The organism is Xanthomonas sp. LMC-A-07, from assembly GCF_030208825.1.
Classification (GTDB): domain Bacteria; phylum Pseudomonadota; class Gammaproteobacteria; order Xanthomonadales; family Xanthomonadaceae; genus Xanthomonas; species Xanthomonas campestris.
The window spans coordinates 42,590-65,879 of the sequence record NZ_JARVTF010000020.1 but is presented as its reverse complement, the minus strand read 5'-3'; the positions used below and the strand labels follow the sequence as shown (position 1 = coordinate 65,879).

19 protein-coding genes, 1 tRNA gene and 1 other RNA gene are annotated in these 23,290 nt (G+C 64.5%); 6 read left to right on the top strand and 15 right to left on the bottom strand.

The window, feature by feature from the left end:
* Window positions 1–93: 93 nt before the first annotated feature.
* The 11 genes from QRM89_RS18860 to murJ all read right to left on the bottom strand — a co-directional run bounded on the left by QRM89_RS18860 (window position 94) and on the right by murJ (window position 14,241).
* Window positions 94–1,974: a tetratricopeptide repeat protein gene (locus QRM89_RS18860; RefSeq protein WP_285448696.1), complete on the bottom strand. Its 1,881-nt coding sequence runs from the start codon at window positions 1,972–1,974 to the stop codon at window positions 94–96.
* Between the two features lie 156 nt (window positions 1,975–2,130).
* Complete coding sequence (cyoD, locus tag QRM89_RS18855; protein WP_011036359.1) at window positions 2,131–2,466, bottom strand: cytochrome o ubiquinol oxidase subunit IV; 336 nt, start codon at window positions 2,464–2,466, stop codon at window positions 2,131–2,133.
* Window positions 2,466–3,101: a cytochrome o ubiquinol oxidase subunit III gene (gene cyoC / locus QRM89_RS18850; protein WP_172666290.1), complete on the bottom strand. Its 636-nt coding sequence runs from the start codon at window positions 3,099–3,101 to the stop codon at window positions 2,466–2,468. Before cyoC ends, cyoD begins: the two co-directional genes overlap by 1 nt.
* Entirely contained in the window at window positions 3,098–5,098 is a 2,001-nt protein-coding gene (gene cyoB, locus QRM89_RS18845; protein ID WP_103702632.1) for a cytochrome o ubiquinol oxidase subunit I, read from the bottom strand. The genes cyoC and cyoB overlap by 4 nt, the downstream gene beginning before the upstream one ends.
* Entirely contained in the window at window positions 5,098–6,033 is a 936-nt protein-coding gene (cyoA, locus tag QRM89_RS18840) for a ubiquinol oxidase subunit II (RefSeq protein ID WP_042596790.1), read from the bottom strand. The genes cyoB and cyoA overlap by 1 nt, the downstream gene beginning before the upstream one ends.
* Window positions 6,034–6,387: 354 nt before the next feature.
* Window positions 6,388–6,463: transfer RNA gene (locus QRM89_RS18835), tRNA-Thr, on the bottom strand.
* A gap of 184 nt (window positions 6,464–6,647) precedes the next feature.
* Entirely contained in the window at window positions 6,648–7,598 is a 951-nt protein-coding gene (gene ispH / locus QRM89_RS18830; RefSeq protein WP_103702636.1) for a 4-hydroxy-3-methylbut-2-enyl diphosphate reductase, read from the bottom strand.
* A gap of 135 nt (window positions 7,599–7,733) precedes the next feature.
* Complete coding sequence (lspA, locus tag QRM89_RS18825; RefSeq protein WP_011036354.1) at window positions 7,734–8,237, bottom strand: signal peptidase II; 504 nt, start codon at window positions 8,235–8,237, stop codon at window positions 7,734–7,736.
* 264 nt (window positions 8,238–8,501) lie between these two features.
* On the bottom strand, window positions 8,502–11,333 hold the full coding sequence (ileS, locus tag QRM89_RS18820) for an isoleucine--tRNA ligase (protein WP_285448695.1): 2,832 nt from the start codon (window positions 11,331–11,333) through the stop codon (window positions 8,502–8,504).
* Between the two features lie 6 nt (window positions 11,334–11,339).
* Window positions 11,340–12,413, bottom strand: coding sequence for a bifunctional riboflavin kinase/FAD synthetase (locus QRM89_RS18815; RefSeq protein WP_115004175.1), 1,074 nt, complete (start codon window positions 12,411–12,413; stop codon window positions 11,340–11,342).
* Between the two features lie 235 nt (window positions 12,414–12,648).
* Window positions 12,649–14,241 carry a murein biosynthesis integral membrane protein MurJ gene (gene murJ, locus QRM89_RS18810; protein WP_285448694.1) on the bottom strand — a complete coding sequence of 531 codons (1,593 nt, stop codon included), beginning with the start codon at window positions 14,239–14,241 and terminating at the stop codon, window positions 12,649–12,651.
* Between the two features lie 116 nt (window positions 14,242–14,357).
* Between murJ and rpsT the strand changes: the two genes are divergently transcribed.
* Window positions 14,358–14,627: a 30S ribosomal protein S20 gene (rpsT, locus tag QRM89_RS18805; RefSeq protein ID WP_002807888.1), complete on the top strand. Its 270-nt coding sequence runs from the start codon at window positions 14,358–14,360 to the stop codon at window positions 14,625–14,627.
* Between the two features lie 91 nt (window positions 14,628–14,718).
* Here the strand turns inward: rpsT and obgE are convergent, their stop codons facing one another.
* The 3 genes from obgE to rplU form a co-directional block, all read right to left on the bottom strand.
* The gene (gene obgE, locus QRM89_RS18800; protein WP_011036350.1) at window positions 14,719–15,771 is read right to left on the bottom strand and encodes a GTPase ObgE; all 1,053 of its coding nucleotides are present in this window, start codon (window positions 15,769–15,771) and stop codon (window positions 14,719–14,721) included.
* Window positions 15,772–16,004: 233 nt separating this feature from the next.
* Window positions 16,005–16,265, bottom strand: a complete 261-nt coding sequence (gene rpmA, locus QRM89_RS18795; RefSeq protein ID WP_011036349.1) for a 50S ribosomal protein L27 — start codon at window positions 16,263–16,265, stop codon at window positions 16,005–16,007.
* Between the two features lie 12 nt (window positions 16,266–16,277).
* The gene (gene rplU / locus QRM89_RS18790) at window positions 16,278–16,598 is read right to left on the bottom strand and encodes a 50S ribosomal protein L21 (protein WP_005989959.1); all 321 of its coding nucleotides are present in this window, start codon (window positions 16,596–16,598) and stop codon (window positions 16,278–16,280) included.
* A gap of 292 nt (window positions 16,599–16,890) precedes the next feature.
* On the opposite strand from rplU, the gene uvrA reads away from it, so the two are divergent.
* The 5 genes from uvrA to QRM89_RS18765 all read left to right on the top strand — a co-directional run bounded on the left by uvrA (window position 16,891) and on the right by QRM89_RS18765 (window position 22,981).
* The gene (uvrA, locus tag QRM89_RS18785) at window positions 16,891–19,857 is read left to right on the top strand and encodes an excinuclease ABC subunit UvrA (protein WP_274298506.1); all 2,967 of its coding nucleotides are present in this window, start codon (window positions 16,891–16,893) and stop codon (window positions 19,855–19,857) included.
* Entirely contained in the window at window positions 19,857–20,261 is a 405-nt protein-coding gene (locus QRM89_RS18780; protein ID WP_285448693.1) for a thioesterase family protein, read from the top strand. Before uvrA ends, QRM89_RS18780 begins: the two co-directional genes overlap by 1 nt.
* Before the next feature lie 231 nt (window positions 20,262–20,492).
* Window positions 20,493–21,263, top strand: coding sequence for an enoyl-CoA hydratase/isomerase family protein (locus QRM89_RS18775; RefSeq protein ID WP_011036346.1), 771 nt, complete (start codon window positions 20,493–20,495; stop codon window positions 21,261–21,263).
* A gap of 54 nt (window positions 21,264–21,317) precedes the next feature.
* Window positions 21,318–22,223, top strand: a complete 906-nt coding sequence (tesB, locus tag QRM89_RS18770) for an acyl-CoA thioesterase II (protein ID WP_011036345.1) — start codon at window positions 21,318–21,320, stop codon at window positions 22,221–22,223.
* 251 nt (window positions 22,224–22,474) lie between these two features.
* A complete protein-coding gene (locus tag QRM89_RS18765) occupies window positions 22,475–22,981 on the top strand; it encodes a DUF2007 domain-containing protein (protein WP_285448692.1) in 507 nt (168 codons plus the stop codon).
* A 121-nt stretch (window positions 22,982–23,102) separates the two neighbouring features.
* Here the strand turns inward: QRM89_RS18765 and QRM89_RS18760 are convergent.
* Window positions 23,103–23,177: non-coding RNA, sX9 sRNA (locus tag QRM89_RS18760), on the bottom strand.
* Window positions 23,178–23,290 lie beyond the last annotated feature (113 nt).

The following is a 23,290-nucleotide window of genomic DNA, read 5'->3' as shown; positions in this document are numbered from 1 at the left end:
CTTCAGCCGAACAAGCACCGCTCATCCATCGACGATCATCCAGCTCAACACCGGCATCGTGCACGCGTGCACGATGCCGGCGCAGCGCTACATTCAACGCGCCTTGTACAGCTCACTCAAACGGTCCGGCTTGCCGGCAATCCGCTCAAGATGCGGATACAGCAGCCCGCCGTGGTAGTCGATGCGCACCGTGTCGTAGCGGTCAAGCCGCTTGACCAGCAGCTCGATCGGTGCGGTGGTTCCCTTGGCGGCGGTGATCGCGTCCTTGATCACGTCACTACTGAAGGCGCGGCCGTTGACCGCCACGATCGTATTGCCCGTGATCAAGCCCGCATTGAAGGCCGGGCCGTCCCAGAGCACATCGCTGATATCGCCCGAGGCTTTCAACGACATGCCAAGCGAATAGGTCAGGCTGGCGTCCTTGTCGTCGCTCTCGTCGGTCTTGGTGGCCAGGTTCGGCTCGTCGTTGTAGACCAGCTTCCAGCCATTGGCTTCGATGCCGCCGATCAACGAACCATGCCCATCCATGCGACTGCGCAGGAAGCTCGCCCAGTCGAAGGCAGCCACGCCGTTGAGGGTGCTGACGATGTCATCAAACGTGTACGGATTGACGTCCCAATCGCCGTTCTTCATGCCGAAGAACGCCTTGCCGAAGTCATCGATGGAGCGCTTGTTGTTGGTCAACGCGCGCAGCTTGCTATCCACTTCCAGCCACATCATCTGGCCGCCGGAGTAATAGTCTTCCGACATTTGATAGTTGCGGTACGCCTTGGGGCGGCGCATCGACATGGTCGGGTCGTTGGTGGTGTCCTGCACCGTGCGCCACGCCATGCCGGGGCGGCCACGCTCGTATTGCGCGGCTACGCCGGCCAGCATGTCGCGCGCCTGTTCCTGCGTCCACAGGCCCGAGCGCGCCGACATCACTTCGCCCCAGAACTGGGTCTGGCCTTCGTACAGCCACAGCAGGCTGTCGCCCATCGGCACGTTGAAATTCGGCGTCGCCAGATCCGCGCCGCGGCGGTATTTGCCGTTCCACGAATGGTTGAACTCATGCGCCAGCAAGTCGCGCCCGGTCCAGCTCTTGTCCCACTCGGTGAAGTAGTTCGGTGCACCGCTGTTCTCGCTGGAACGGTGATGCTCCAGGCCGATGCCGCCCAGCTTCTTGGTCAGCGCCAGCAAAAATTCGTAGTGGTCGAAATGCCGCGCGCCATACAGCTTGTCCATCTGCTGCACCAACGCGGCGTGCGCCTTGATCTGCTCGGGCTTGGCGTTCAGCGATTTGGCTTCGTCGGCAAAGACGTTGAGATACACCGGCTGCTTGCCGGCGCTCAATTCGACCCGCTTGTAGTACTTGCCGGCAAACATCGGCGAGTCGACCAGGTCATCGAAGTCGATCGGCTTGAAGGTCACCGTGTCGCCCACGCGGCGTTCGGTTTCCATGGCCGTGGCATAGCTCCAGCCCGCCGGCAAGGTCACGCTGGCCTGCGCCTTGATGTTGCGCGCGAAGTAGCCCGCCGGATACAGCGCCGTGGTATTCCACTGCAGGTTGAGCATTTCCGGAGTCATCATCACCCGGCCCTGGCTGCTGGCCTGCGGCGAGAGGAACTTGAATTCGGCCACCAGCTCGCTGGCGCCTTGCGGCACGTCCACCTTGAAGGCGTAGACATCGAACTGGTCGCGCGTCCAGGGCACCACCTTGCCATCGACCTTGATCACCAGGCCGGCCAGTTTGTCGATCGGGCCGGTGGGCGAATGGTTGCCCGGGATCCACTGCGGATACAGCAACGTCATCGGGCCCGGCGTGGCCGGCATGGTGGTCTTGACCTTGAAGATGCGGTGCTGCAGATCGGTGGCATCGACGTCGATCTTCAAGGTGCCTTCGAACGGCACATCCTGCGGCGCGGCGGTCTGTGCGGCGGCAGGCAGGGACAGCGCCGCGAGCAGCGACAAGGACAAGACAGTGGGGACGTTCATCGCGATTCCGTTGGGACCTGGATCAGGCAGCCTTCGATGCTAAGCGCACGCCAGCGCTTCCCCCGTATGCCATTGGTCATGCTGCGATGGATTGCCGGGCAAAAAAAAGCCGCCGGGAGCTCCGGCGGCTTTCAGTGATCCGGCCTGGCTGCCGTCTCAATGCATCATGTTGACGTTCATGTTGTGCAGCACCCACAGCGAACCCACGATCACGATGCCGATGATCAGCAGAGAGAACAGGCCCACTTGCACGTTGGAACGCTGCTCCGGCGTACGGTCCATGTGCAGGAAGTACACCATGTGCACCAGCATCTGCACGGCGGCCATCACCGAGATCACGATGACGGTGACGCCCTTGGAGAACGCCCCACTCATCACCATCGCAAACGGGATGACGGTGAGGATCACGGCCATGACGAAGCCGATCAGGTAGGACTTCAGGCCGCCGGCATGCGCGTCGGCAGCGTTTTCGGTGTGGTGGTGATTGGCCATTACAGCGCTCCCAGCAGATAGACGACGGTGAACACACCGATCCAGATGATGTCCAGGAAGTGCCAGAACAGGCTCAGGCAGGCCAGACGCGTGCTGTTGCGCGCGGTCAGGCCGTTCTTGGAGATCTGGATCACCAGCACCGCCATCCACAACAGGCCGGACGCCACGTGCAGGCCGTGGGTGCCCACCAGGAAGAAGAACGCAGACAGGAACGCACTACGTCCCGGGCCCGCACCTTCATGGATCAGGTGGTTGAACTCCCAGATTTCCATGCACAGGAAGCCGATACCCAGCAGCGCGGTGACCGCCAGCCAGCCGTACAGGCCGGCCATCTTGCGCTTGTGCGCGGAGATCATGGCGAAGCCGAAGCTCAAGCTGCTGAACAACAGCAGGAAGGTTTCCACCAGCACGAACTTCAGGTCGAACAACTCCTTCGCCGTCGGTCCGTCCACCGTGGCGCCGGACAGCACCGCGTAGGTGGCGAACAGGCCAGCGAACAGCAGGCAGTCGCTCATCAGGTAGACCCAGAACCCGAAGACGGTGTTGCCACCGCCGTCGTGATGCTCGTGATCGTGATCGTGGCCGCCCGCGTGGGCGCCGTGGTGGTCAAGCGTGGTCGTGGAGGACATGGTCAGATCGCCTTCGCGGCCTGAGCCGCATGTTGCTGTTCGAGCTTGGCAAAGCGCGCGTCTTCGATGCGCTTCACTTCCTCGGCCGGCACCCAGTAATCGATGTCGTCATCGAAGGACCGGGCGATGAAGCTGCCGATCATGCCCGCCAGGCCAACGACCGCCAGCCACCAGATGTGCCAGGTCAGACCAAAGCCCAGCAGCACGCTGAAGGCGGCGATGTAGACGCCTGCACCGGTGTTGCGCGGCATATGGATGGGCTCGTACGAGGACGGACGCACCCAGCCCTTGCCATTCTGCTTGTCGCCCCAGAACTGGTCGCGGTCATCGATGTGCGGCAGCACGGCGAAGTTGTAGAACGGCGGCGGCGAGGAGGTCGCCCATTCCAGCGTACGGCCATCCCACGGATCACCGGTATGGTCCATGTTGTCCTTGCGCTTCCAGACGCTGTAAGCGATCTGCACCAGGTTCAAGAAGATACCCAGGCCGATGATCGCTGCACCTGCGGCAGCCACGTACAGCCACGGCGCCCACTCGGGGTGGTTGTAGGTGTTCATGCGACGCGTCATGCCCATGAAGCCGAGCACGTACAGCGGCATGAAGGCCACGAAGAAGCCGATGATCCAGCACCAGAACGAGGCCTTGCCCAGCTTTTCATTGAGCTTGAAGCCGAACGCCTTCGGGAACCAGTAGGTCAGACCTGCCAGGTAACCGAACACCACACCGCCGATGATCACGTTATGGAAGTGGGCGATCAGGAACAGGCTGTTGTGCAACACGAAGTCCACGGCCGGGATGGCCAGCATCACGCCGGTCATGCCACCGATGGAGAAGGTGATGATGAAGCCGATCGTCCACAGCACCGGCGAGGTCATGTGCACGCGACCGCGGAACATGGTGAACAGCCAGTTGAAGATCTTCACGCCGGTCGGGATCGAGATGATCATCGTCGTGATGCCGAAGAAGGCATTGACGTTGGCACCCGAGCCCATGGTGAAGAAGTGGTGCAACCACACCACGAACGACAGCACGCCGATACACGCAGTGGCATAGACCATCGAGGTGTAACCGAACAGGCGCTTGCGGCTGTAGGTGGCAATCAACTCGGAGAAGATGCCGAACGCCGGCAGGATCAGGATGTAGACCTCCGGGTGACCCCAGATCCAGATCAGGTTGACGTACATCATGGCGTTGCCGCCACCGTCGTTGGTAAAGAAGTGCGTGCCCAGGTAACGGTCGGCACCCAGCAGCGCCAGCGCCACGGTCAGGATCGGGAACGCAGCGATGATCAGGATGTTGGTGATCAGCGCGGTCCAGGTGAAGATCGGCATGCGCATCAGGGTCATGCCCGGAGCGCGCATGCGCATGATCGTCACGAAGAAGTTCACGCCGGTCAGCAACGTGCCTAACCCGGAGACCTGCAGCGCCCAGATGTAGTAGTCCACGCCAACGCCTGGACTGTATTCCAGCCCCGACAACGGCGGATACGCCAGCCAACCGGTCTGCGCAAACTCACCAACACCCAGCGAGATGTTGATCAGCGCCGCACCGGCCACGAACAGCCAGAAGCTCAGCGAGTTCAGGAACGGAAACGCCACGTCGCGTGCGCCGATCTGCAGCGGCACGATCAGGTTCAACAGGCCGGTCATGAACGGCATGGCCATGAAGAAGATCATGATCACGCCGTGCGCGGTAAAGATCTGGTCGTAGTGGTGCGGCGGCAGCACGCCTTCGCCACCGCCACCGGCCAGCGCCTGCTGGGTGCGCATCATGGCCGCGTCGGCAAAGCCGCGCAGCAACATGACCAGCGCCACGATGATGTACATCACACCGATGCGCTTGTGGTCCACCGAGGTGAACCACTCATTCCACAAGTAGCCCCACAGCTTGTACTTGGTGATGGCACCCGCGATGAGCAGGCCAAGCAGGCCGGCGCCACCGAGGGCGATCATGATGATCGGCTCGTGGTACGGAACCGCCTCGATCGTAAGTTTGCCTAGCATCACTTGTCTCCAGAAGTGCACATGGCAACAGGCTCTGCAGCCGGTGCCTGATGGTCGCCATGGCCTTTACTGTGGCCCGGACCATTCATGTATTTGTCGACCAGCGAGCGGAACATGCCGTCCTGCACCGACGAGTAGTAGGTGACCGGATACTGTTCCTTGTCGTTGCGGTTTGCGGCCAGCACCTGGTACTCGGCGGCGTCCAGCGCCTTCGGCGAGGCCTTGACCTTGGCCACCCACGCGTCGAAGCCGGCCTGATCGGTGGCGTGCACGGTGAAGCTCATCTTCGAGAAGCCGTGACCGCTGTAGTTGGTGGACAGGCCGAAGTAGTCACCAGGCTCATTCGCCACCAGGTGCAGCTTGGTTTCCATGCCCGCCATCGCGTAGATCATGGTGCCCAGGTGCGGGATGAAGAACGAATTCATCACCGTATCGGAGGTGATCTTGAAGTTCAGCGGCGTATGCACCGGCACGGCGATTTCGTTGACCGTGGCGATGTTCTGGTCGGGCATGATGAACATCCACTTCCAGTCCAGCGACACCGCCTCGATGTTGAGCGGCTTGACGTCCGAATCCAGCGGCCGGTACGGGTCCAGCGCATGCGACGAGCGCCAGGTCAGCACCGCCAGCACCAGGATGATCACACACGGGATCGACCAGACCACCACCTCGATCGCGGTGGAGTGCGACCAATCCGGCTCGTAGCGCGCCTTGGTGTTGGACGCGCGGTATTTCCACGCGAACGCAATCGCCATGACGATCACCGGGATCACCACGATCAGCATCAGCACCACCGAGGTGATCAGCAGTTGCTTCTCGTCGTGGCCGATCTGGCCTTTCGGATTGAGGATGGCCGAGTTGCAGCCTGCCAACAGCAGGAACGGCAACATCAGACCTGGACGAAGTACACGCCCGAGATGTTTCAACGGAATCATCGGTCGATCCAAGTGCGAAGGAACGCCAGCCTCGTTCGTCTGATCCGCCAGCGGCGTTTTGAACAGCCCGCTCCCGGTGGAGATGGCGGCCCAGATCGAAGACACGGGTTAGCTCCCTAATTTTAGTCTTTGCTGCACCTGCACGAAACCCATTGGCAATGATCCATCGCAATGAATGCGCGCAGATGTGTGCGACATGTTGTCGCAGCGCGTCAAAGTGAAGGAAATGCGGCCAGTTGCGGCCGTCGTGCAGTGGGCAGAGAACCTGCGCGATGCCCTTAAAATTCCAGCGTCGACGCGCACAGCGCCCAAACGCAACTGGGCCGACCAAAGGTCGACCCAGTGATGATGCGATGGTGCCGGAAATAGGAATCGAACCTACGACCTACGCATTACGAATGCGCCGCTCTACCAACTGAGCTATTCCGGCGAGCCGTGAATTGTAGGAGCGGAGCGCCGCTGCGGTCAATCGCCTTGGGTGTCGCGGCTGTGCCGTGCACCTGCGTCTCAGCCACCGCGATCGTTGCGCCCTCCTCCGCAGCGCTCGGCTTCAGCCGAGCCGGTGAGGCAACTGCGTGGATGTTTCGCCGATGCCCTGGCACGCGCCTCCCGCCTCAGCTGACCAGCCGCAGCCGCAGCTCCTTGGGCAGGGCGAACACCATCGACTCCGGCTCACCCGCCAGTTCGGACACGCCATTGGCACCGAGCTCGCGCAGCCGCGCCAGCACGCCGTCGACCAGCACCTGCGGCGCCGACGCGCCAGCGGTCAGGCCGATATGCTGCTTGCCGACGATCCAGGCCGGGTCGATCTCGCTGGCGTTGTCGATCAGGTAGGACTCCACCCCGTCACGGCGCGCCAGCTCGCTGAGCCGGTTGGAGTTGGAGCTGTTGGGCGAACCGACCACGAGCACCAGATCGCACTGCCGCGCCAGGTCGCGCACCGCATCCTGGCGGTTCTGCGTGGCGTAGCAGATGTCGTCATGCTTTGGCCCCTGCATGGCCGGATAGCGCGCGCGCAAGGCCTCGATGATGCCCATGGTGTCGTCCACCGACAGCGTGGTCTGGGTCGTGTAGGCCAGGTTCTCCGGCTGGCGCACCTGCAAGGTGGCGACCTGCTCGATATCTTCCACCAGGTAGATCTGCCCGGGGCCGCGCTCGCGGCTCCACTGGCCCATGGTGCCCTCCACTTCCGGATGCCCCGCGTGGCCGATCAGCACCACGTCGCGGCCGGCGCGGCAGTGGCGGGCAACTTCGAAATGCACCTTGGTCACCAGCGGGCAGGTTGCATCGAACACCTTCAGCCCGCGCCGTTCGGCCTCCACGCGCACGGCCTGGGAGACGCCGTGGGCGCTGAAGATCACCGTGGCGTCGTCCGGCACTTCGTCCAGTTCCTCGACGAAGATGGCGCCGCGCTGCTTGAGGTCGTCGACCACGAAGCGGTTGTGCACCACCTCGTGGCGCACGTAGATCGGCGCGCCCAGCGTCTCGATCGCACGCTTGACGATCTCGATCGCGCGGTCGACACCGGCGCAGAAGCCGCGGGGATTGGCGAGCAGGACGTCCATAAGCTTTTTCTCTCGACGGCCCGGCCGCGATGGCCGGACGTTTTCAACAGGGGGCGCGGCCGCCGACAACGCGGCGCCAGGCGCTTTGCTGCGGCGTGCCCGTCAAGGCAGCGTCGCAGCTGGCATGGACCAGGATTATCCCGCTTTTCGACTGCGCTTGCCGTCGAACAAACCGAACAGTGCGATGCCGATCGCGCCACCCACGATCGCCGAGTCGGCGATATTGAACGACGGCCAGGTGTGCTCGCCGACATACCACTGGATGAAATCGACCACGTGGCCGTGCATCAGGCGGTCGATCACATTGCCGATTGCCCCGCCGATGACCAGCGCGTACGGCACTGCGCTGCGCCAGTCGCCGCGCGCGGTGCGCGACAGCCAGAACGCCAGCAGGCCACTGATGCCGACCGCCAGCGCGGTAAAGAACCACAGCTGCCAGCCACCGGCATCACTCAGGAAGCTGAAGGCTGCCCCGGTGTTGTAGGTGCGGTACCAGTTCCAGAATCCGTCGATGACCGGCACCGGGGTGTATTCGGGCAGGCTGGACAGCACCCAGGCCTTGCTCCACTGATCCAGGCCGATGACGACGGCCGAAAGCAGTAACCAGATCAGGGCGGACGGGTTGGGTCGTTGACTCATGTCGAAATATCGCAAGTAGGAGGCTTTCTCCGTGGCGGAGAGAGGCCTGGATGGCGGGAACAACACAGGATGGCACGCGTGGGACAACCGACCGACCTGCCCCACGCCGGCATGCACGCCGGGCTTCAGCTGCAGGGACCGCTGCGCGCGGGCTGAGGAAAGGGGGTTGCCCACCAGAACCGCGTTGACCGCACAGCTGGCCGGCGCCGCAACCCTGCAGCGGACGCGGCGGCGCGCCGAACACGCCGCCACGCCATAGCCGCATCAGAACCAGCGACGCTCCTCGCCCGGGCCTTCGATGTTGCTGACGCAGCGGCTGCACAACTCCGGGTGCCGCGGGTCGCTGCCCACGCTGGCCTGGTGGTGCCAGCAGCGTACGCACTTGGCCTTGGTGGTGGGCTGCGCACTGACGAAGATGTCGTCGGTGCTGGCCGCGGTCACGGTGACGTCGCCACTGATGAACAGGAAACGCAGCTCATCGCTCAGCGGCTGCCAGCGCGCGGCGGTCTGCGCATCGGCGGCTACGGTGATTTCCGCTTCCAGCGCCGCGCCGATCGCGCCATTGGCACGCATCGGCTCCAGCACCTTGGCCACCTGCTCACGCAGCGCCAGCAACTTGTCGACGTCGGCACTGGTCAGTGCGGCGTCGGCCGGCATCGGCGCCAACCCCTCGTACCAGGTGGCGAACAGCACATTGTCGGAGTGCTCGCCCGGCAGGTGCGCCCACAGTTCTTCGGCGGTGAAGCTCAGCACCGGCGCAATCCAGCGCACGAACGCCTCGGCCACGTGATACATCGCGCTCTGCGCCGAGCGGCGGCCGCGCGCATCTTCGGCCATCGTGTACAGGCGGTCCTTGGTGACGTCCAGGTACAGCGAACCCAGGTCCACGCTGCAGAAATTCAGCAACGCCTGCACGATTTCGGCGAAGTCGTAGCGCGCGTAGGCGGCAGTGATCTTCTCCTGCAGCTCGTGGGCGCGATGCACGATCCAGCGGTCCAGCAGCACCATGTCGTCGAGCGCCACCAGATGCTGCAACGGATCGAAGCCATGCAGATTACCGAGCAAAAAGCGCGCGGTATTGCGCAGGCGACGGTAGGCGTCGGCATTGCGCTTGAGGATCTCCTGCGACAGCGACATCTCGTTGCTGTAATCGGCCGAAGCGATCCACAGGCGCAGGATGTCGGCGCCCAGCGTGCGCATGATTTCCTGCGGCTCGATCCCGTTGCCCAGCGACTTGGACATCTTGCGGCCGTGCTCGTCCACGGTGAATCCGTGGGTGAGGCACTGCTTGTACGGCGCGACCTTGTCCATCGCCACACCGGTCAGCAGCGAGGACTGGAACCAGCCGCGGTGCTGATCGGAGCCTTCCAGGTACAGGTCGGCCGGCTTGGGCAGGCCGCGATCCACCAGCACTGTTTCATGGGTCACGCCGGAGTCAAACCACACGTCCAGGATGTCGGTGATCTTGTCGTAGTCGCCGGCTTCATCGCCCAGCAGCTCGGCCGCGTCCAGCGTGTACCAGACATCCACGCCGCCCTGCTCCACCCGCCCTGCCACCTGCCGCATCAGCTCGGTACTGCGCGGGTGCGGCTCGCCGGTTTCGCGGTGCACGAACAGGGCGATCGGCACGCCCCAGGTACGCTGGCGCGAGATGGTCCAGTCCGGACGCCCGTCGATCATGCCGGCGATCCGCGCCTGGCCCCACGACGGATACCAATGCACGGTTTCGATGGCCTTGAGCGCATCGGCGCGCAGGTTGGCCTGCTCCATCGAGATGAACCATTGCGGCGTGGCGCGGAAGGCGATCGGCGTCTTGTGGCGCCAGCAATGCGGATAGCTGTGCTCCATCTTGCTGGCAGCCAGCAATGCGCCGGTGTCGCGCAACGCATCGATGATGACGTCGTTGGCTTTCCAGATATGCAGCCCGGCCAGCACGGTGTCGCCCAGCGGCGGGGTGGACGGCAGATACACGCCGCGCCCGTCGATCGGGTTGATCTGCGCGGCGCTGTAGCGCTCCAGCAGACCGTACTGCTTGGAGACCTGGTAGTCCTCCTGGCCATGGCCCGGCGCGGTATGCACCGCACCGGTACCGTCGTCGTCGGAGACGTGATCGCCCAGGATCAGAGGGATGTCGCGTTCGGCATAGAACGGGTGCGCCAGCAGCAGTTGGTCCAGCGCCGCGCCCTTGGCGTGACCATGCACCACCACCGCCTCGACGCCATAGCGCGCCAGCGCCTTGCCGGCCAACGCCTCGGCGATCACCAGCCAGCGCGGCTGGCCGTGGTCGGCCGGGCCTTCCACCAACACGTAGTCCAGGGCCGCGCCCAGGCTCACCGCCAGCGAGGCCGGCAGCGTCCAGGGCGTGGTGGTCCAGATCGGCACCGCCACCTGCGTACCACCTGGCAACGTGACGCCGAATGCCGCAGCGATCGCGGCCGGATCACGTGCCGGGTAGGCGATGTCCACGGTCGGCGAGAGCTTGTCGGCGTATTCGATTTCCGCCTCGGCCAACGCCGAGCCGCAGTCGAAGCACCAGTGCACCGGCTTCACGCCGCGCGTGAGGTGGCCGTTGTCGATGACCTTAGCCAGCGCGCGGATTTCATTGGCTTCGAAGCGGAAGTCCAGCGTCTTGTACGGGTTGTCCCAGTCGCCGATCACGCCCAGGCGCTTGAAATCCCGCCGCTGCAGATCGATCTGCTCGGTCGCGTACTCGCGGCACTTCTGGCGGAACTGTGCGGCGTCCAGCTTCACGCCGACCTTGCCGAACTTCTTCTCGATCGCGATTTCGATCGGCAGCCCATGGCAGTCCCAGCCCGGGATGTAAGGCGCGTCGAAGCCAGCCAGGTACTTGGACTTGACGATGATGTCCTTGAGGATCTTGTTGACCGCGTGACCCAGATGGATCTGCCCGTTCGCATACGGCGGGCCGTCGTGCAGCACGAACAGCGGGCGCCCGGCGGCATTGGCACGCACTTGTGCGTACAGCCCCTCGCGCTCCCAGCGCTCCAGCATCGCCGGCTCGCGCTTGGGCAGGTCGCCGCGCATCGGAAAGTCCGTGGCGGGCAGATGGAGTGTGGCTTTATAGTCTTGGGTCACGGGAATCTACCGTTGCGCTGCGTTATGTGAACCGTCCGCACGGGCGTGCGCAGGGCTTTGCGAGGGGCTCGCAGGTGAGGTCTCTGCAGACGTGTGCGTAGCTGTCTGCATCGAAGGTGCATCGGCGTGCTGCGGCAAAGAATGCGTGCGCGCATGCGTGGCAAGCACGGCACGTGCCTGCTCGGCATCGCGATGCATTTGCACGGTCAATGCCTCCAGCCCATCAAACTTTTCTTCATCGCGCAGCTTGGCGACGAATTCGACCGCGATGTGGCGCCCGTACAAGTCGCCCTGGAAATCGAACAGGTGCGCTTCCAGCAGCGGCTCGATCCCCGCAACCGTGGGCCGCGTGCCGAAGCTGGAGACCGACGGCCATGGCTGCGCGGCCACGCCATGCACCCAGGTGGCGTAAATGCCGGACAGCGCCGGGGTGCGGGAAAACCGCAGATTGGCGGTGGGATACCCCAGCGTGCGGCCAAGCTGCTTGCCGCGGACCACACGTCCACCGATTGCGTACGGGCGGCCGAGCAATTCGCCGGCATGGGCAAATTCCCCGGCCACCAGCAGTTCCCGGATGCGCGTTGCCGAGATGCGCTCGCCGCGCAGATGCACCGGCGCAATCTCGCCGGCAGCAAAGCCGTGCTGCTCGCCCAGGGCACGCAACAGCGCAATGTCGCCGCCACGTCGATGGCCGAAGCGGAACTCCGGGCCGATCCACACTTCGCGTGCGCACAGGCGCCCCACCAATGCCAGGCGGACGAAGTCGTGCGCGCTCATCGCCGACAGCCGGCCATCAAACCGGATCATGCCGACGCTATCGGCACCGAAGCCGTACAAGCCTTCGATCTTGGCGCGGGCCAGGGTCAGGCGCGGCGGCGGCGTGTCGTTGGCGAAGAATTCGCGCGGCAACGGCTCGAAGCTCACCGCCACCGCCGGCACGCCCAGCGCACGCGCACGTTCGACCGCATGGCGCACCAGCGCCTGATGGCCCAGGTGCAGGCCATCGAAGGCACCGATGCAGACCACGCTTCCGTGCGGGAACAGCGTCCCGCCCTCGACGTCTCTAAACAGCCTGCTCATTCCTCGTTCCAAAGCGACGCCAGCCTGCGGGCCAGCCCTCGATCATGCATAACCGTCAAGTATAGCCGCGCGCAACAAATCGCATGGCCCCGGCAGCTGAGATGGGGACGTCCGCCCGGGTTGCCAATCGACCGGCAGCCGGCGCACGCGCCGCGTGTGCCGGGTCACCCTGCGCACAAGGAGCGACACCCATCTCTGGCACGCAGGCCTCCAACGCCCTGGCCCCTTCGCGGCGTCACTGCTCGCGCAGATGCCGCGGCCGCAGCCCCAGTGCCAACTGCGCCACCACATAGGTGAGCCCGCCACTGCCCACCAGCACCGCCAGCCAGCCGATGCGCTGCCACTTGTCCATCTCGGTGAACGACGGCAACCACCACAGCAGGCCCAACAGCACCACCACCATCGCCGCACAGGCCACCAGCAGCCGCGCCGCATAGCCTGCCCAGCCCGGCCGGCGCTGATACACGCCGGACTTGCCCAGCCAGAACCACAACAGGCCCAGGTTGAGATAACTGGACAGCGCACTGGCAATGCCCAGCGCCAGATGCAGGCCGGGCTGCTTGCCGAGCGCCTGCATCACGCCTTGCGCCTTCAATTCCGGCGGCACCATCACTTGGTAGAGCACGGCCAGGAACGCGAAGTTGAACACCATGTTGGCGATCAGCGCCGCCACGCCCGCGCGCACCGGGGTGCGGGTGTCCTGCCGCGCATAGAACGCTGGCAGCACAACTTTAAGCATCGCGTAGGCCGGCAGGCCAAAACTCAGCCCGTACACCGACAGCGCAGTCATGCGGGTGTCGAACGCGGTGAACTGGCGGTACTGGAACAAGGTGGCCACCAGTGGCTCGGCCAGCAGCAGCAAGCCCAGCATCGCCGGCATCGCGATCAGCAAGGTGGTGCGGAAGCCCCAATCCAGCGCCCCGGAGAACGCGCTGCGATCGGTCTTGACGTGATGGCGCGCCAACGCCGGCAGGATCACCGTGCCCAGGGCCACACCGAACACGCCCAGCGGCAACTCCAGGAAGCGGTCCGCCAGCGACAGCCACGACTGCGACCCGTCGCTCAGGCGCGCGGCAATCACCGTGTCCAGCATCAGGTTGATCTGCGCCACCGATGAGCCGAACAGCGTCGGGATCATCAAGGTCAGCACCTTGCGCACGTCCGGATGACGCCAGCCCCAGCGCGGCAGCGTGAGCAGGTCGATGCCCTTCAACGCCGGCAGCTGGAACAGCAACTGCAACGCACCAGCCACCAGCACTGCCCAGCCCAGCGCCAAGATCGGCACATCCAGGCGCGGCGCCAACCACAGCGCGCCGGCGATCATGCACAGATTGAGGATCACCGGGGTCAGCGCCGGGATCGCAAACCGCTGGAAGCTATTGAGCGCGCCACCGGCCAGGGCCGTCAGCGAAACGAACAGCAGGAACGGAAAGGTCAGCCGCAGCAGATCCACCAGCAGGCCGTACTTGTCGGGATCGGTCGCGGCGCCATCGGAGAACACCGAAGCGAGCTGCGGGGTGAAGATCAGCCCCAGCGCCGTCACCAGCAGCAACATGCCGCCCAGGGTGCCGGAGACGCGCGCCATCAATTCGCGCAGGTCGGCGTGCGGCCGGGTCTCCTTGACTTCGGTGAACACCGGCACGAAGGCGGTGGCGAACGAGCCTTCGGCGAACAGGCGCCGCAGGAAGTTCGGAATCCGGAACGCCACCCAGAACGCGTCGGTCACCGCGTTGGCGCCGAAGGTGGTGGAGATCGCCTGATCGCGGATCAGGCCCAGTACCCGCGACACCATGGTCATACTGCTGAACGAGAGCAGGCCTCTCAACATACCGGGCTTGCTCACGCAGCCCCCCTCTTGACATCTGACTTGACGTACATAACCAGGTCCATCATACTTTCGCGCTTGCTTTTTCCACCATACCGATTTTTCAGGAACCCACCACCGTGGCCAATATCAAGTCCGCCAAGAAGCGCGCCAAGCAGACCGTTGTGCGCAACGAGCGCAACACGGGCCAGCGTTCGATGCTGCGCACCGCCGTCAAGAAGGTGATCAAGGCCCTTGACGCCAACGATGCTGCAGGCGCCGAAGCTGCTTTCGCCGTTGCTCAGCCCATCCTCGACCGTTTCAGCGCCCGTGGCCTGATTCACAAGAACAAGGCTGCGCGTCACAAGAGCCGCCTGACCGCTCGCATCAAGGCCATCAAGGCCGCGTAAGCGATCAGCAGGTTCGCCATCGAAAGCCTGGCTTTCGATGGCACAAGAAAACCCGGCCTTGGCCGGGTTTTTTGTGGGCGCCTGTCTGCGCTCAACCTGCATTGCGCGCCTCGAGCTCGTCCTCGCGCTGACGATCGAAGAAGGCCATCACGTCCTTCATGATCGGGAAGGTGCCATCACGGCCCAGCGCCGACACCAGGTACCAAGGCGCCGTCCAGCCCAGCTCGGCCACGATGGCCTCGGCAGCGGCCTGCGCTTCCTCCGGGAACATCAGATCGGCCTTGTTGAGTACCAGCCAACGCGGCTTTTCCAGCAGCGCCGGATCATGCCGTTCGAGTTCGCGCTCGATGGTGCGCACCTGATCGACCGGCGACACGCCATCCACGCCGCCGTCCATCGGCGAAATGTCCACCAGATGCAACAGCAGGCGGGTGCGCTGCAGATGGCGCAGGAACTGCGTACCCAGGCCGGCACCATCGGCGGCGCCCTCGATCAGGCCCGGCACGTCGGCGATCACGAAGCTGCGATACGCCTCGACGCTGACCACGCCCAGATTCGGGTACAGCGTGGTGAACGGGTAATCGGCCACCTTCGGCGTCGCCGCCGAAACCGCACGGATCAGCGTGCTCTTGCCGGCATTGGGAAAGCCCAGCAGGCCGACGTCTGCCAGCAGCTTGAGCTCCAGCTTGAGCAGGCGCTCCTCGCCCTCCTCGCCGGTGGTGGACTGGCGCGGCGCGCGGTTCACCGAGCTCTTGAAATGCATGTTGCCCAGGCCGCCCTTGCCGCCCTTGGCCACCAGCAGACGATCGCCGTGCTGGGTCATGTCGCCGATGATTTCATCGGTCTGCACGTTCATCACCACCGTGCCGACCGGCACCACGATGACGCGGTCTTCGCCACCCTTGCCATAGGCCTGCCGGCCCATGCCGTTCTCGCCGCGCTGCGCCTTGAACGCGCGCTCATGGCGGAAATCGACCAGGGTGTTGACGTTTTCGTCGGCCACGATCCAGACGCTGCCGCCGTTGCCGCCGTCACCGCCATCCGGCCCGCCAAGCGGGATGAACTTCTCGCGGCGAAAGCCGACACAGCCATTGCCGCCATTGCCGGCGGTGACCAGGATTTCTGCTTCGTCGACTAACTTCATGAGATTTGGGATTCGTAATTTGGGATTGGGTAACACCACCGCAGGCGCCGCTTGGCGCCCGCGGAAAAAGCAGGAAGCAACCGCATCGGAACGCCCAGGAATCCGCTGTTGCGAATCCCAACTCCCGAATCACCACTCCCGGCTCTCAAACAAAAAACCCCGCCGAAGCGGGGCTCTCCGTCTCGCCCGCCAGGCAATACTGCCGTGCGGGCTGGTCTGCATGGAGCGGGCGATTACGCCTCGGCAACCACGCTGACGGTGCGACGCTTCTTCGGGCCCTTGGTGGTGAATTCCACCTTGCCGTTGACCAGCGCGAACAGCGTGTGGTCACGACCCAGGCCGACGCCGGCGCCCGGATGGAACTGGGTGCCACGCTGACGCACGATGATGTTGCCGGCATCGATGGCCTGGCCACCGAAGATCTTGACGCCGAGGTACTTCGGGTTGGAATCGCGACCGTTGCGCGAGGAACCTACGCCCTTTTTATGTGCCATGACTGGTTCTCCTTACTTCTTGTCGCCACCGGCGATGCCGGTGATCTCGATTTCGGTGTAGTACTGACGGTGTCCCTGACGCTTCATGTGGTGCTTGCGGCGGCGGAACTTGATGATGCGCACCTTGTCGGCGCGGCCATGGGCCACAACCTTGGCGGTGACCGAAGCGCCCTTCAGCGCGTCGCCCAGCTTGATGCCGTCGCTATCACCCAACATCAGGATGGTGTCGAACTTGATCTCGTTGCCGGCTTCGACTTCGAGTTTTTCCACGCGGAGCGTTTCGCCCTGCGCGACGCGGTATTGCTTACCGCCCGTTACCAGAACTGCGTACATGACCAGGTTTTCCTCTGTAGTTATTATGGTCGCCTGACTTGCCCTTGGGGCAAACAGGAGTGGGATTGTACTGCCCTAGCCGGTTTCGGGTCAACCCGCAAGCAGGTCTGCCGCCGCAGGCCAAAATCACCCCCGTGAAACGGATCATCCGGCCGCCACAGGCGCTCGGTCACACTGGCATTTGGGGCAATTGCCCTCACCTAGGTCGGCGGGTAGGCTGATCGACTGCCACTCATTCCTGCTGAGCACGCTCGCACCACTGCCGGTTCGCCGGCCCGACATCGGATCCCCCATGGCGATGGATTTCATCCGCATCCGCGGCGCGCGGACGCACAACCTCAAGAACATCGACCTCGACCTGCCTCGCGACAAATTGATCGTGATCACCGGCCTGTCCGGCTCGGGCAAGTCGTCGTTGGCGTTCGACACCATCTATGCAGAAGGCCAGCGCCGCTACGTCGAGTCGCTGTCGGCGTATGCGCGCCAGTTCCTCAGCGTGATGGAAAAGCCGGACCTGGACCACATCGAAGGGCTGTCGCCGGCCATCTCGATCGAGCAGAAGTCCACCTCGCACAACCCGCGCTCCACCGTGGGCACGATCACGGAGATCTACGACTACCTGCGCCTGCTGTACGCGCGCGTGGGCCAGCCGCGCTGCCCGGATCATGGCTTCCCGCTGGAGGCGCAGACCGTCAGCCAGATGGTCGACCACATGCTCACGCTGGACCCGGAGCAGCGCTACATGCTGCTGGCGCCGGTGATCCGCGACCGCAAGGGCGAGCACGCGCAGGTGTTCGAGCAACTGCGTGCGCAGGGCTTCGTGCGTGTGCGCGTGGATGGCGAGTTGTACGAGATCGATGCAGTGCCGCCGCTGGCGCTGCGCCAGAAGCACACCATCGAAGCGGTGATCGACCGCTTCCGCCCGCGTGAAGACATCAAGCAGCGACTGGCGGAAAGCTTCGAGACCGCGCTCAAGCTCGGCGAAGGCATGGTCGCAGTGCAGTCGCTGGACGATGCCACTGCTGCGCCGCATCTGTTTTCGTCCAAGTACAGCTGCCCGGTCTGCGATTACTCGCTGCCGGAGCTGGAACCGCGGCTGTTCTCGTTCAACGCGCCGGTCGGCGCCTGCCCGAGCTGCGATGGCCTGGGCGTGGCCGAATTCTTCGACCCGGACCGCGTGGTCGTGCATCCGGAGCTGTCTCTGTCGGCCGGCGCGGTGCGTGGCTGGGATCGGCGCAATGCCTATTATTTCCAGCTGATTGCCTCGCTGGCCAAGCACTACAAGTTCGACGTGGATGCGGTGTGGAACACCCTGCCGGCCAAGGTGCGCCAGGCGGTGCTGTTCGGCAGTGGCGATGAGGTGATCAGCTTCACCTACTTCACCGACGCGGGCGGGCGCACCACGCGCAAGCATCGCTTCGAAGGCATCCTGCCGAACCTGGAACGCCGCTACCGCGAGACCGAATCGCCGGCCGTGCGCGAAGAGTTGACCAAGTACGTCAGCCAGCAGCCCTGCCCTGCCTGCAACGGCACGCGCCTGAACCGTGCCGCGCGCAATGTGTTCGTGGCCGACCGCCCGCTGCCGGAACTGGTGGTGCTGCCGGTCAACGAAGCGCTGAACTTTTTCCGCGGATTGTCGCTGCCGGGTTGGCGCGGCGAGATTGCCAGCAAGATCGTCAAGGAAATCGGCGAGCGTCTGGGCTTTTTGGTCGACGTGGGCCTGGATTACCTCACCCTGGAACGCAAGGCCGACACGCTGTCCGGTGGCGAAGCACAGCGCATCCGTCTGGCCAGCCAGATCGGTGCGGGCCTGGTCGGCGTGATGTACGTGCTCGACGAACCCTCGATCGGCCTGCACCAACGCGACAACGAGCGCCTGCTCGGCACGCTGACGCGACTGCGCGACCTGGGCAATACGGTGATCGTGGTCGAACACGATGAAGACGCCATTCGCCTGGCCGACCACGTGCTGGACATCGGCCCTGGCGCGGGCGTGCACGGCGGTGAAATCTGCGCGCAGGGCACGCTGCAAGACATCCTGGAGTCGCCACGTTCGCTGACCGGCCAATACCTGTCGGGCAAGCGCCGCATCGAGATTCCGAAGCAACGCCACAAGCCCAACCCGAAGATGATGCTGCATCTGCGTGGGGCCACCGGCAACAACTTGAAAAATGTGGACCTGGGGATTCCGGCCGGCCTGCTGACCTGCATCACCGGCGTGTCCGGTTCGGGTAAGTCGACGTTGATCAACGATACGTTGTTCACGCTGGCGGCCAACGAGATCAACGGTGCATCGCACACGGTGGCACCGCATCGCGAAGTCGAAAATCTGGACCTGTTCGACAAGGTGGTGGACATCGACCAGTCGCCGATCGGGCGCACACCGCGCTCCAACCCGGCGACCTACACCGGCATGTTCACTCCGCTACGCGAGCTGTTCGCGCAGGTGCCGGAATCGCGTGCACGTGGGTATTCGCCGGGCCGCTTCAGCTTCAATGTGCGCGGTGGTCGCTGCGAGGCCTGCCAGGGCGACGGCATGATCAAGGTGGAGATGCACTTCCTGCCCGACGTGTACGTGCCGTGCGATGTCTGCCATGGCAAACGCTATAACCGCGAGACACTGGAGATCCGGTACAAGGGCTTCAACATCAGCGACGTGTTGCAGATGACGGTGGAAGACGCGCTGCGGCTGTTCGAGCCGGTGCCGTCGATCGCGCGCAAGCTGGAAACCTTGGTGGACGTGGGCCTGAGCTACATCAAGCTGGGCCAGAGCGCGACCACGCTCTCCGGCGGTGAAGCGCAGCGCGTGAAGCTGTCCAAGGAACTGTCGCGGCGTGATACCGGGCGCACCTTGTACATTCTGGACGAGCCGACCACCGGCCTGCATTTCCACGACATCGAAGCGCTGCTCGGCGTGCTGCACAAGCTGCGCGACGAAGGCAACACGGTGGTGGTGATCGAACACAATCTGGATGTGATCAAGACCGCCGACTGGATCGTCGACCTGGGGCCGGAAGGCGGCCACCGCGGCGGCACCATCCTGGTCTCTGGCACGCCGGAAGATGTGGCCGCACATAAAGCCTCCTACACCGGGCAGTTCCTGGCCAAGATGCTGCCGTCGGTGAAGGCACGCGAAACCCGCCCAGCCGCGATGGCCAACAAGCCTGATGCGCGGCCACCGCGCAAGGTCAAGCCGGAGAAGGTGGTCAAGGCCGCCAAGACCGCCACCAAGAAGACTGCGAAGAAGAAGGCAAGCTGATGAGCGAACACAAGATCCTGGCACGCGTTCCGATCAGCGTGCGCTGGCGCGACATGGACAGCATGGGCCACGTCAACAACGCCAAATACATTTCCTACTTGGAAGAAGCGCGCGTGCGCTGGATGCTGGGCGTGGAAGGCGTGGCGATGACCGATCGCATCGCACCGGTGGTCGCGGCCACCAACGTCAACTACAAGCGGCCGTTGGTCTGGCCCAATGACATCCTGGTGGAATTGTTCGTCGAACGCCTGGGCAGCAGCAGCGTGACCATCGGACACCGCATCCTCGAACAGAAGGACGAGGGCGTGCTGTATTCGGACGGCAACGTGGTGGTGGTGTGGATCGATACCCAGACCGGCAAGAGCGCGTCGTTGCCCGATGCGGTGCGTGCCGCGAGCAGCTGATCGCGCGCAACATAGACGCTGGTGAATGACGCACGGCGGCTTCTTTATGAAGCCGCTGTTTTTATTTGCGCGTTTCTCGCCCCCGGTGAAACAGCTGGCGCCCACGTGCGCTGATGCTGCACTGCGCCTGCGCGCGCGCCAGCGGCAACAATGCATCCAGCAGCGCGTTTGCATGCACGCACCGCGTGCAGCGACGGCCGTCTATCATGACCAGACCTTCAGGAGCCCCGCATGAGCATCCAGATCCTTGACCACGGCCGTCTTCGCGAAATCCGTCTGGCGCGCCCGCCGGTCAATGCGCTGGATACCGCGCTATGCCAGGCACTGACTGCCGCCGTGCAGCAGGTGGGAAGCGAGGTCGACGGGGTGGTGTTGTCGGGCAGCGAACGTATTTTTTCCGGTGGCATGGACGTGCCGCATCTGCTCTCGCATGGCACCAACCGCGGCGCGCTGCTGGAAAGCTGGACGGCGTTTTTCGATGCGGCCAACGCGCTGGCGCACTGCCCGGTGCCGGTGGTCGCGGCGATCGGCGGGCACGCGCCGGCCGGTGGCTGCGTGCTGGCGTTGTGCTGCGATTACCGGGTGATGGCGCGCAGCGCCGATACCGCGCGGCCGTACGCGATTGGTCTGAATGAAGTGCAGGTTGGCCTGGCGGCGCCGGAAGGCATCCAGCGCCTGTTGCGCCGCGTGGTCGGTGCGCACCGCGCCGAACGCCTGCTGATCGCCGGGCAGCTGGTGCCGGCCGAAGAGGCAGTCAAGATCGGGCTGGTCGACGAGCTGGTGGATGGCGAGCTGGTCACCGCGCGCGCCGTGGCCTGGCTGCAGGACCTGCAGCAGTTGCCGCGCCAACCGATGCTGGCCACCCGCGCGGTGGCGCGTGCCGACCTGCGCGCGGCGCTGGCGCCGGAGTTGATCCAGCTGGAGCGCTTCATCGACGGCTGGTACGCGCCGGACGCGCAGGCCGCACTGCATGGGCTGGTGGCGCGCCTGCAAAAGGCATAGCACGCACAGGCGGGCCGCTATAATTGTGCTCCGTCGCACGCTCAGGCCAGCCTCTTGTCCGCCAACGCCGAACCCGTGGTCTCCGAACTGATCAGCCTGCTCTCGCTGGAGCGGCTGGAAGACAACCTGTTCCGTGGCCAGAGCCGCGACATCGGCACCAAATACGTGTTCGGCGGCCAGGTGCTGGGCCAGGCCCTGTCTGCGGCCCAGGCCACGGTGGAGAACGGCCGCCAGGCGCACTCGCTGCACGCCTATTTTTTGCGCGCCGGCGATATTGACCACCCCATCGTCTATGACGTGGACCGCACCCGCGATGGCGGCAGTTTTTCGGTGCGCCGCGTTACCGCGATCCAGCACGGCAAGGTGATCTTCTTCTGCGCGGCCTCGTTCCAGGAACGCGAAGACGGCGCCGAGCATCAGTCGGCCATGCCGGTGGTGCCGCCGCCGGAGGACATCGAACCCACCGCGCCGCTGGCACCGGAGGTGCTGGCGCGGCTGCCGGCCAAGGTGCAGCGCTGGCTCTCGCGCGGCGGCCCGTTCGAGTTCCGCCACGTGTTCCCGCGCGACGAGCTCAAGCCGCCCAAACGGCCGCCCTTCCAGCAGATGTGGCTGCGCCTGAGCGACCCGGTGGGCGATGACGTCGGCCTGCACCAGGCACTGCTGGCGTACGCATCGGATTTCCAGCTGCTTGGCACCTCGACGTTTCCGCACGGCATCAGCTATTACACGCCCAACGTGCAGATGGCCTCGCTCGATCACGCGCTGTGGTTCCATCGCCCGTTCCGCACCGACGACTGGCTGCTGTACTCGCTGGACAGCCCGACCGCGCAGGGCTCGCGCGGCCTGGCGCGCGGGCAGTTCTTCACCCGCGACGGCGTGCTGGTGGCCAGCACCACCCAGGAAGGGTTGATCCGGGTAGTGCGTGACGGCAGTGCCACCGCCGTGCCGGCCAAGGACTGACACGTGCGCTCGCTGCAACCGGCCATGACCACTGCATGGGCGATACATCCAAGCGGCGCAGGGACGTTGCGCGGCAGGCCGGCCAGTGCCGCATTCGGCGCCACGGCCACCGCGGCTGGTGACTGCATGCTGCCGCGGATTCGCCTATGCGCAAACGTGGCACGCAGTGCACGGCCAGCCCCTTTTCTTTCTCCCGTTCAAAGCAATTGCGCGCCCAGCGCAGTGGCGACAGACATCGATGGCACGCCCTAATGCGCAAGATTTTCAGCAGTCAACGGATCGAAACCGCCGAGGGCGTGGCCAACCTGCTGCGCAATGCCGGAATCGAGATCCGCATCAGCAATGGCCGGTCTTACCAGAGCAAGCGCAGCGGCCAGTTCAGCTATCTCGAACAAGGCAATGCGCAGGCGCATCCAACCGTGTGGATCGTGCACGCCAATGACCAGCCACGTGCGCGCGAACTGTTGCGCGATGCGCGCCTGCTGGACACCACGCGCCGCGACATGCCCAACGTGGAATACACCTTCCGCGAGGGCGAGACCGGTTCAAGCACCAGCGCGCGCAGCTGGGCCTGGCGGATTCGGCTGGTGCTGTTGCTGGTGATCGGCGCCGTTGCCATGGTGGTGGTGATGCGTCACCGCGCCGCGCCCGAGGCACCGGCGGCCACGCCGGCAGTGCAACCGGCGCCGGCAAAAACACCGCAAGCGCCCGCCGCGGAAGAAGACCAGACACGGGTCCGCATCCAGCCGGCCAGCTGATTGTCGCGTGGCCAATCGGCGCGCAGGCGCCAATGCGCATCGCCCGGCATCGTGGTGAGCGTTGGTCATCGCACGACGTGGCCACGATGCCTCGGTCGATCTGGCGACCATAGCTAAGAGCGGCTAACAAAACGGAGCGAGCAGTCGTCAGATGGGTGCGGACGGCGCGGAGGAACCGGAATGTACGGGCGTACATGAGGATTCCGAGCACCGGCCGCGCCCGCCTGGCGGCTGCGCAGTAGGTTTTATAGCTGCTCCAAGTAATGCAACGGCTCCAGGGAACCAGTCCAGCACGCTTGCGCGCTGACA

What these genes read in the sequence shown, in the direction of transcription:
- QRM89_RS18775 (WP_011036346.1), top strand. Translation starts at nt 20,493, where the DNA reads ATGAGCATCCAGATCCTTGACCACGGCCGTCTTCGCGAAATCCGTCTG.
- uvrA (WP_274298506.1), top strand. Translation starts at nt 16,891, where the DNA reads ATGGCGATGGATTTCATCCGCATCCGCGGCGCGCGGACGCACAACCTC.
- QRM89_RS18780 (WP_285448693.1), top strand. Translation starts at nt 19,857, where the DNA reads ATGAGCGAACACAAGATCCTGGCACGCGTTCCGATCAGCGTGCGCTGG.
- obgE (WP_011036350.1), bottom strand. Translation starts at nt 15,771, where the DNA reads ATGAAGTTAGTCGACGAAGCAGAAATCCTGGTCACCGCCGGCAATGGC.
- cyoB (WP_103702632.1), bottom strand. Translation starts at nt 5,098, where the DNA reads ATGCTAGGCAAACTTACGATCGAGGCGGTTCCGTACCACGAGCCGATC.
- cyoD (WP_011036359.1), bottom strand. Translation starts at nt 2,466, where the DNA reads ATGGCCAATCACCACCACACCGAAAACGCTGCCGACGCGCATGCCGGC.
- lspA (WP_011036354.1), bottom strand. Translation starts at nt 8,237, where the DNA reads ATGAGTCAACGACCCAACCCGTCCGCCCTGATCTGGTTACTGCTTTCG.
- QRM89_RS18815 (WP_115004175.1), bottom strand. Translation starts at nt 12,413, where the DNA reads ATGAGCAGGCTGTTTAGAGACGTCGAGGGCGGGACGCTGTTCCCGCAC.
- cyoA (WP_042596790.1), bottom strand. Translation starts at nt 6,033, where the DNA reads ATGATTCCGTTGAAACATCTCGGGCGTGTACTTCGTCCAGGTCTGATG.
- QRM89_RS18860 (WP_285448696.1), bottom strand. Translation starts at nt 1,974, where the DNA reads ATGAACGTCCCCACTGTCTTGTCCTTGTCGCTGCTCGCGGCGCTGTCC.
- ispH (WP_103702636.1), bottom strand. Translation starts at nt 7,598, where the DNA reads ATGGACGTCCTGCTCGCCAATCCCCGCGGCTTCTGCGCCGGTGTCGAC.
- QRM89_RS18765 (WP_285448692.1), top strand. Translation starts at nt 22,475, where the DNA reads ATGCGCAAGATTTTCAGCAGTCAACGGATCGAAACCGCCGAGGGCGTG.
- rplU (WP_005989959.1), bottom strand. Translation starts at nt 16,598, where the DNA reads ATGTACGCAGTTCTGGTAACGGGCGGTAAGCAATACCGCGTCGCGCAG.
- murJ (WP_285448694.1), bottom strand. Translation starts at nt 14,241, where the DNA reads ATGTTGAGAGGCCTGCTCTCGTTCAGCAGTATGACCATGGTGTCGCGG.
- rpmA (WP_011036349.1), bottom strand. Translation starts at nt 16,265, where the DNA reads ATGGCACATAAAAAGGGCGTAGGTTCCTCGCGCAACGGTCGCGATTCC.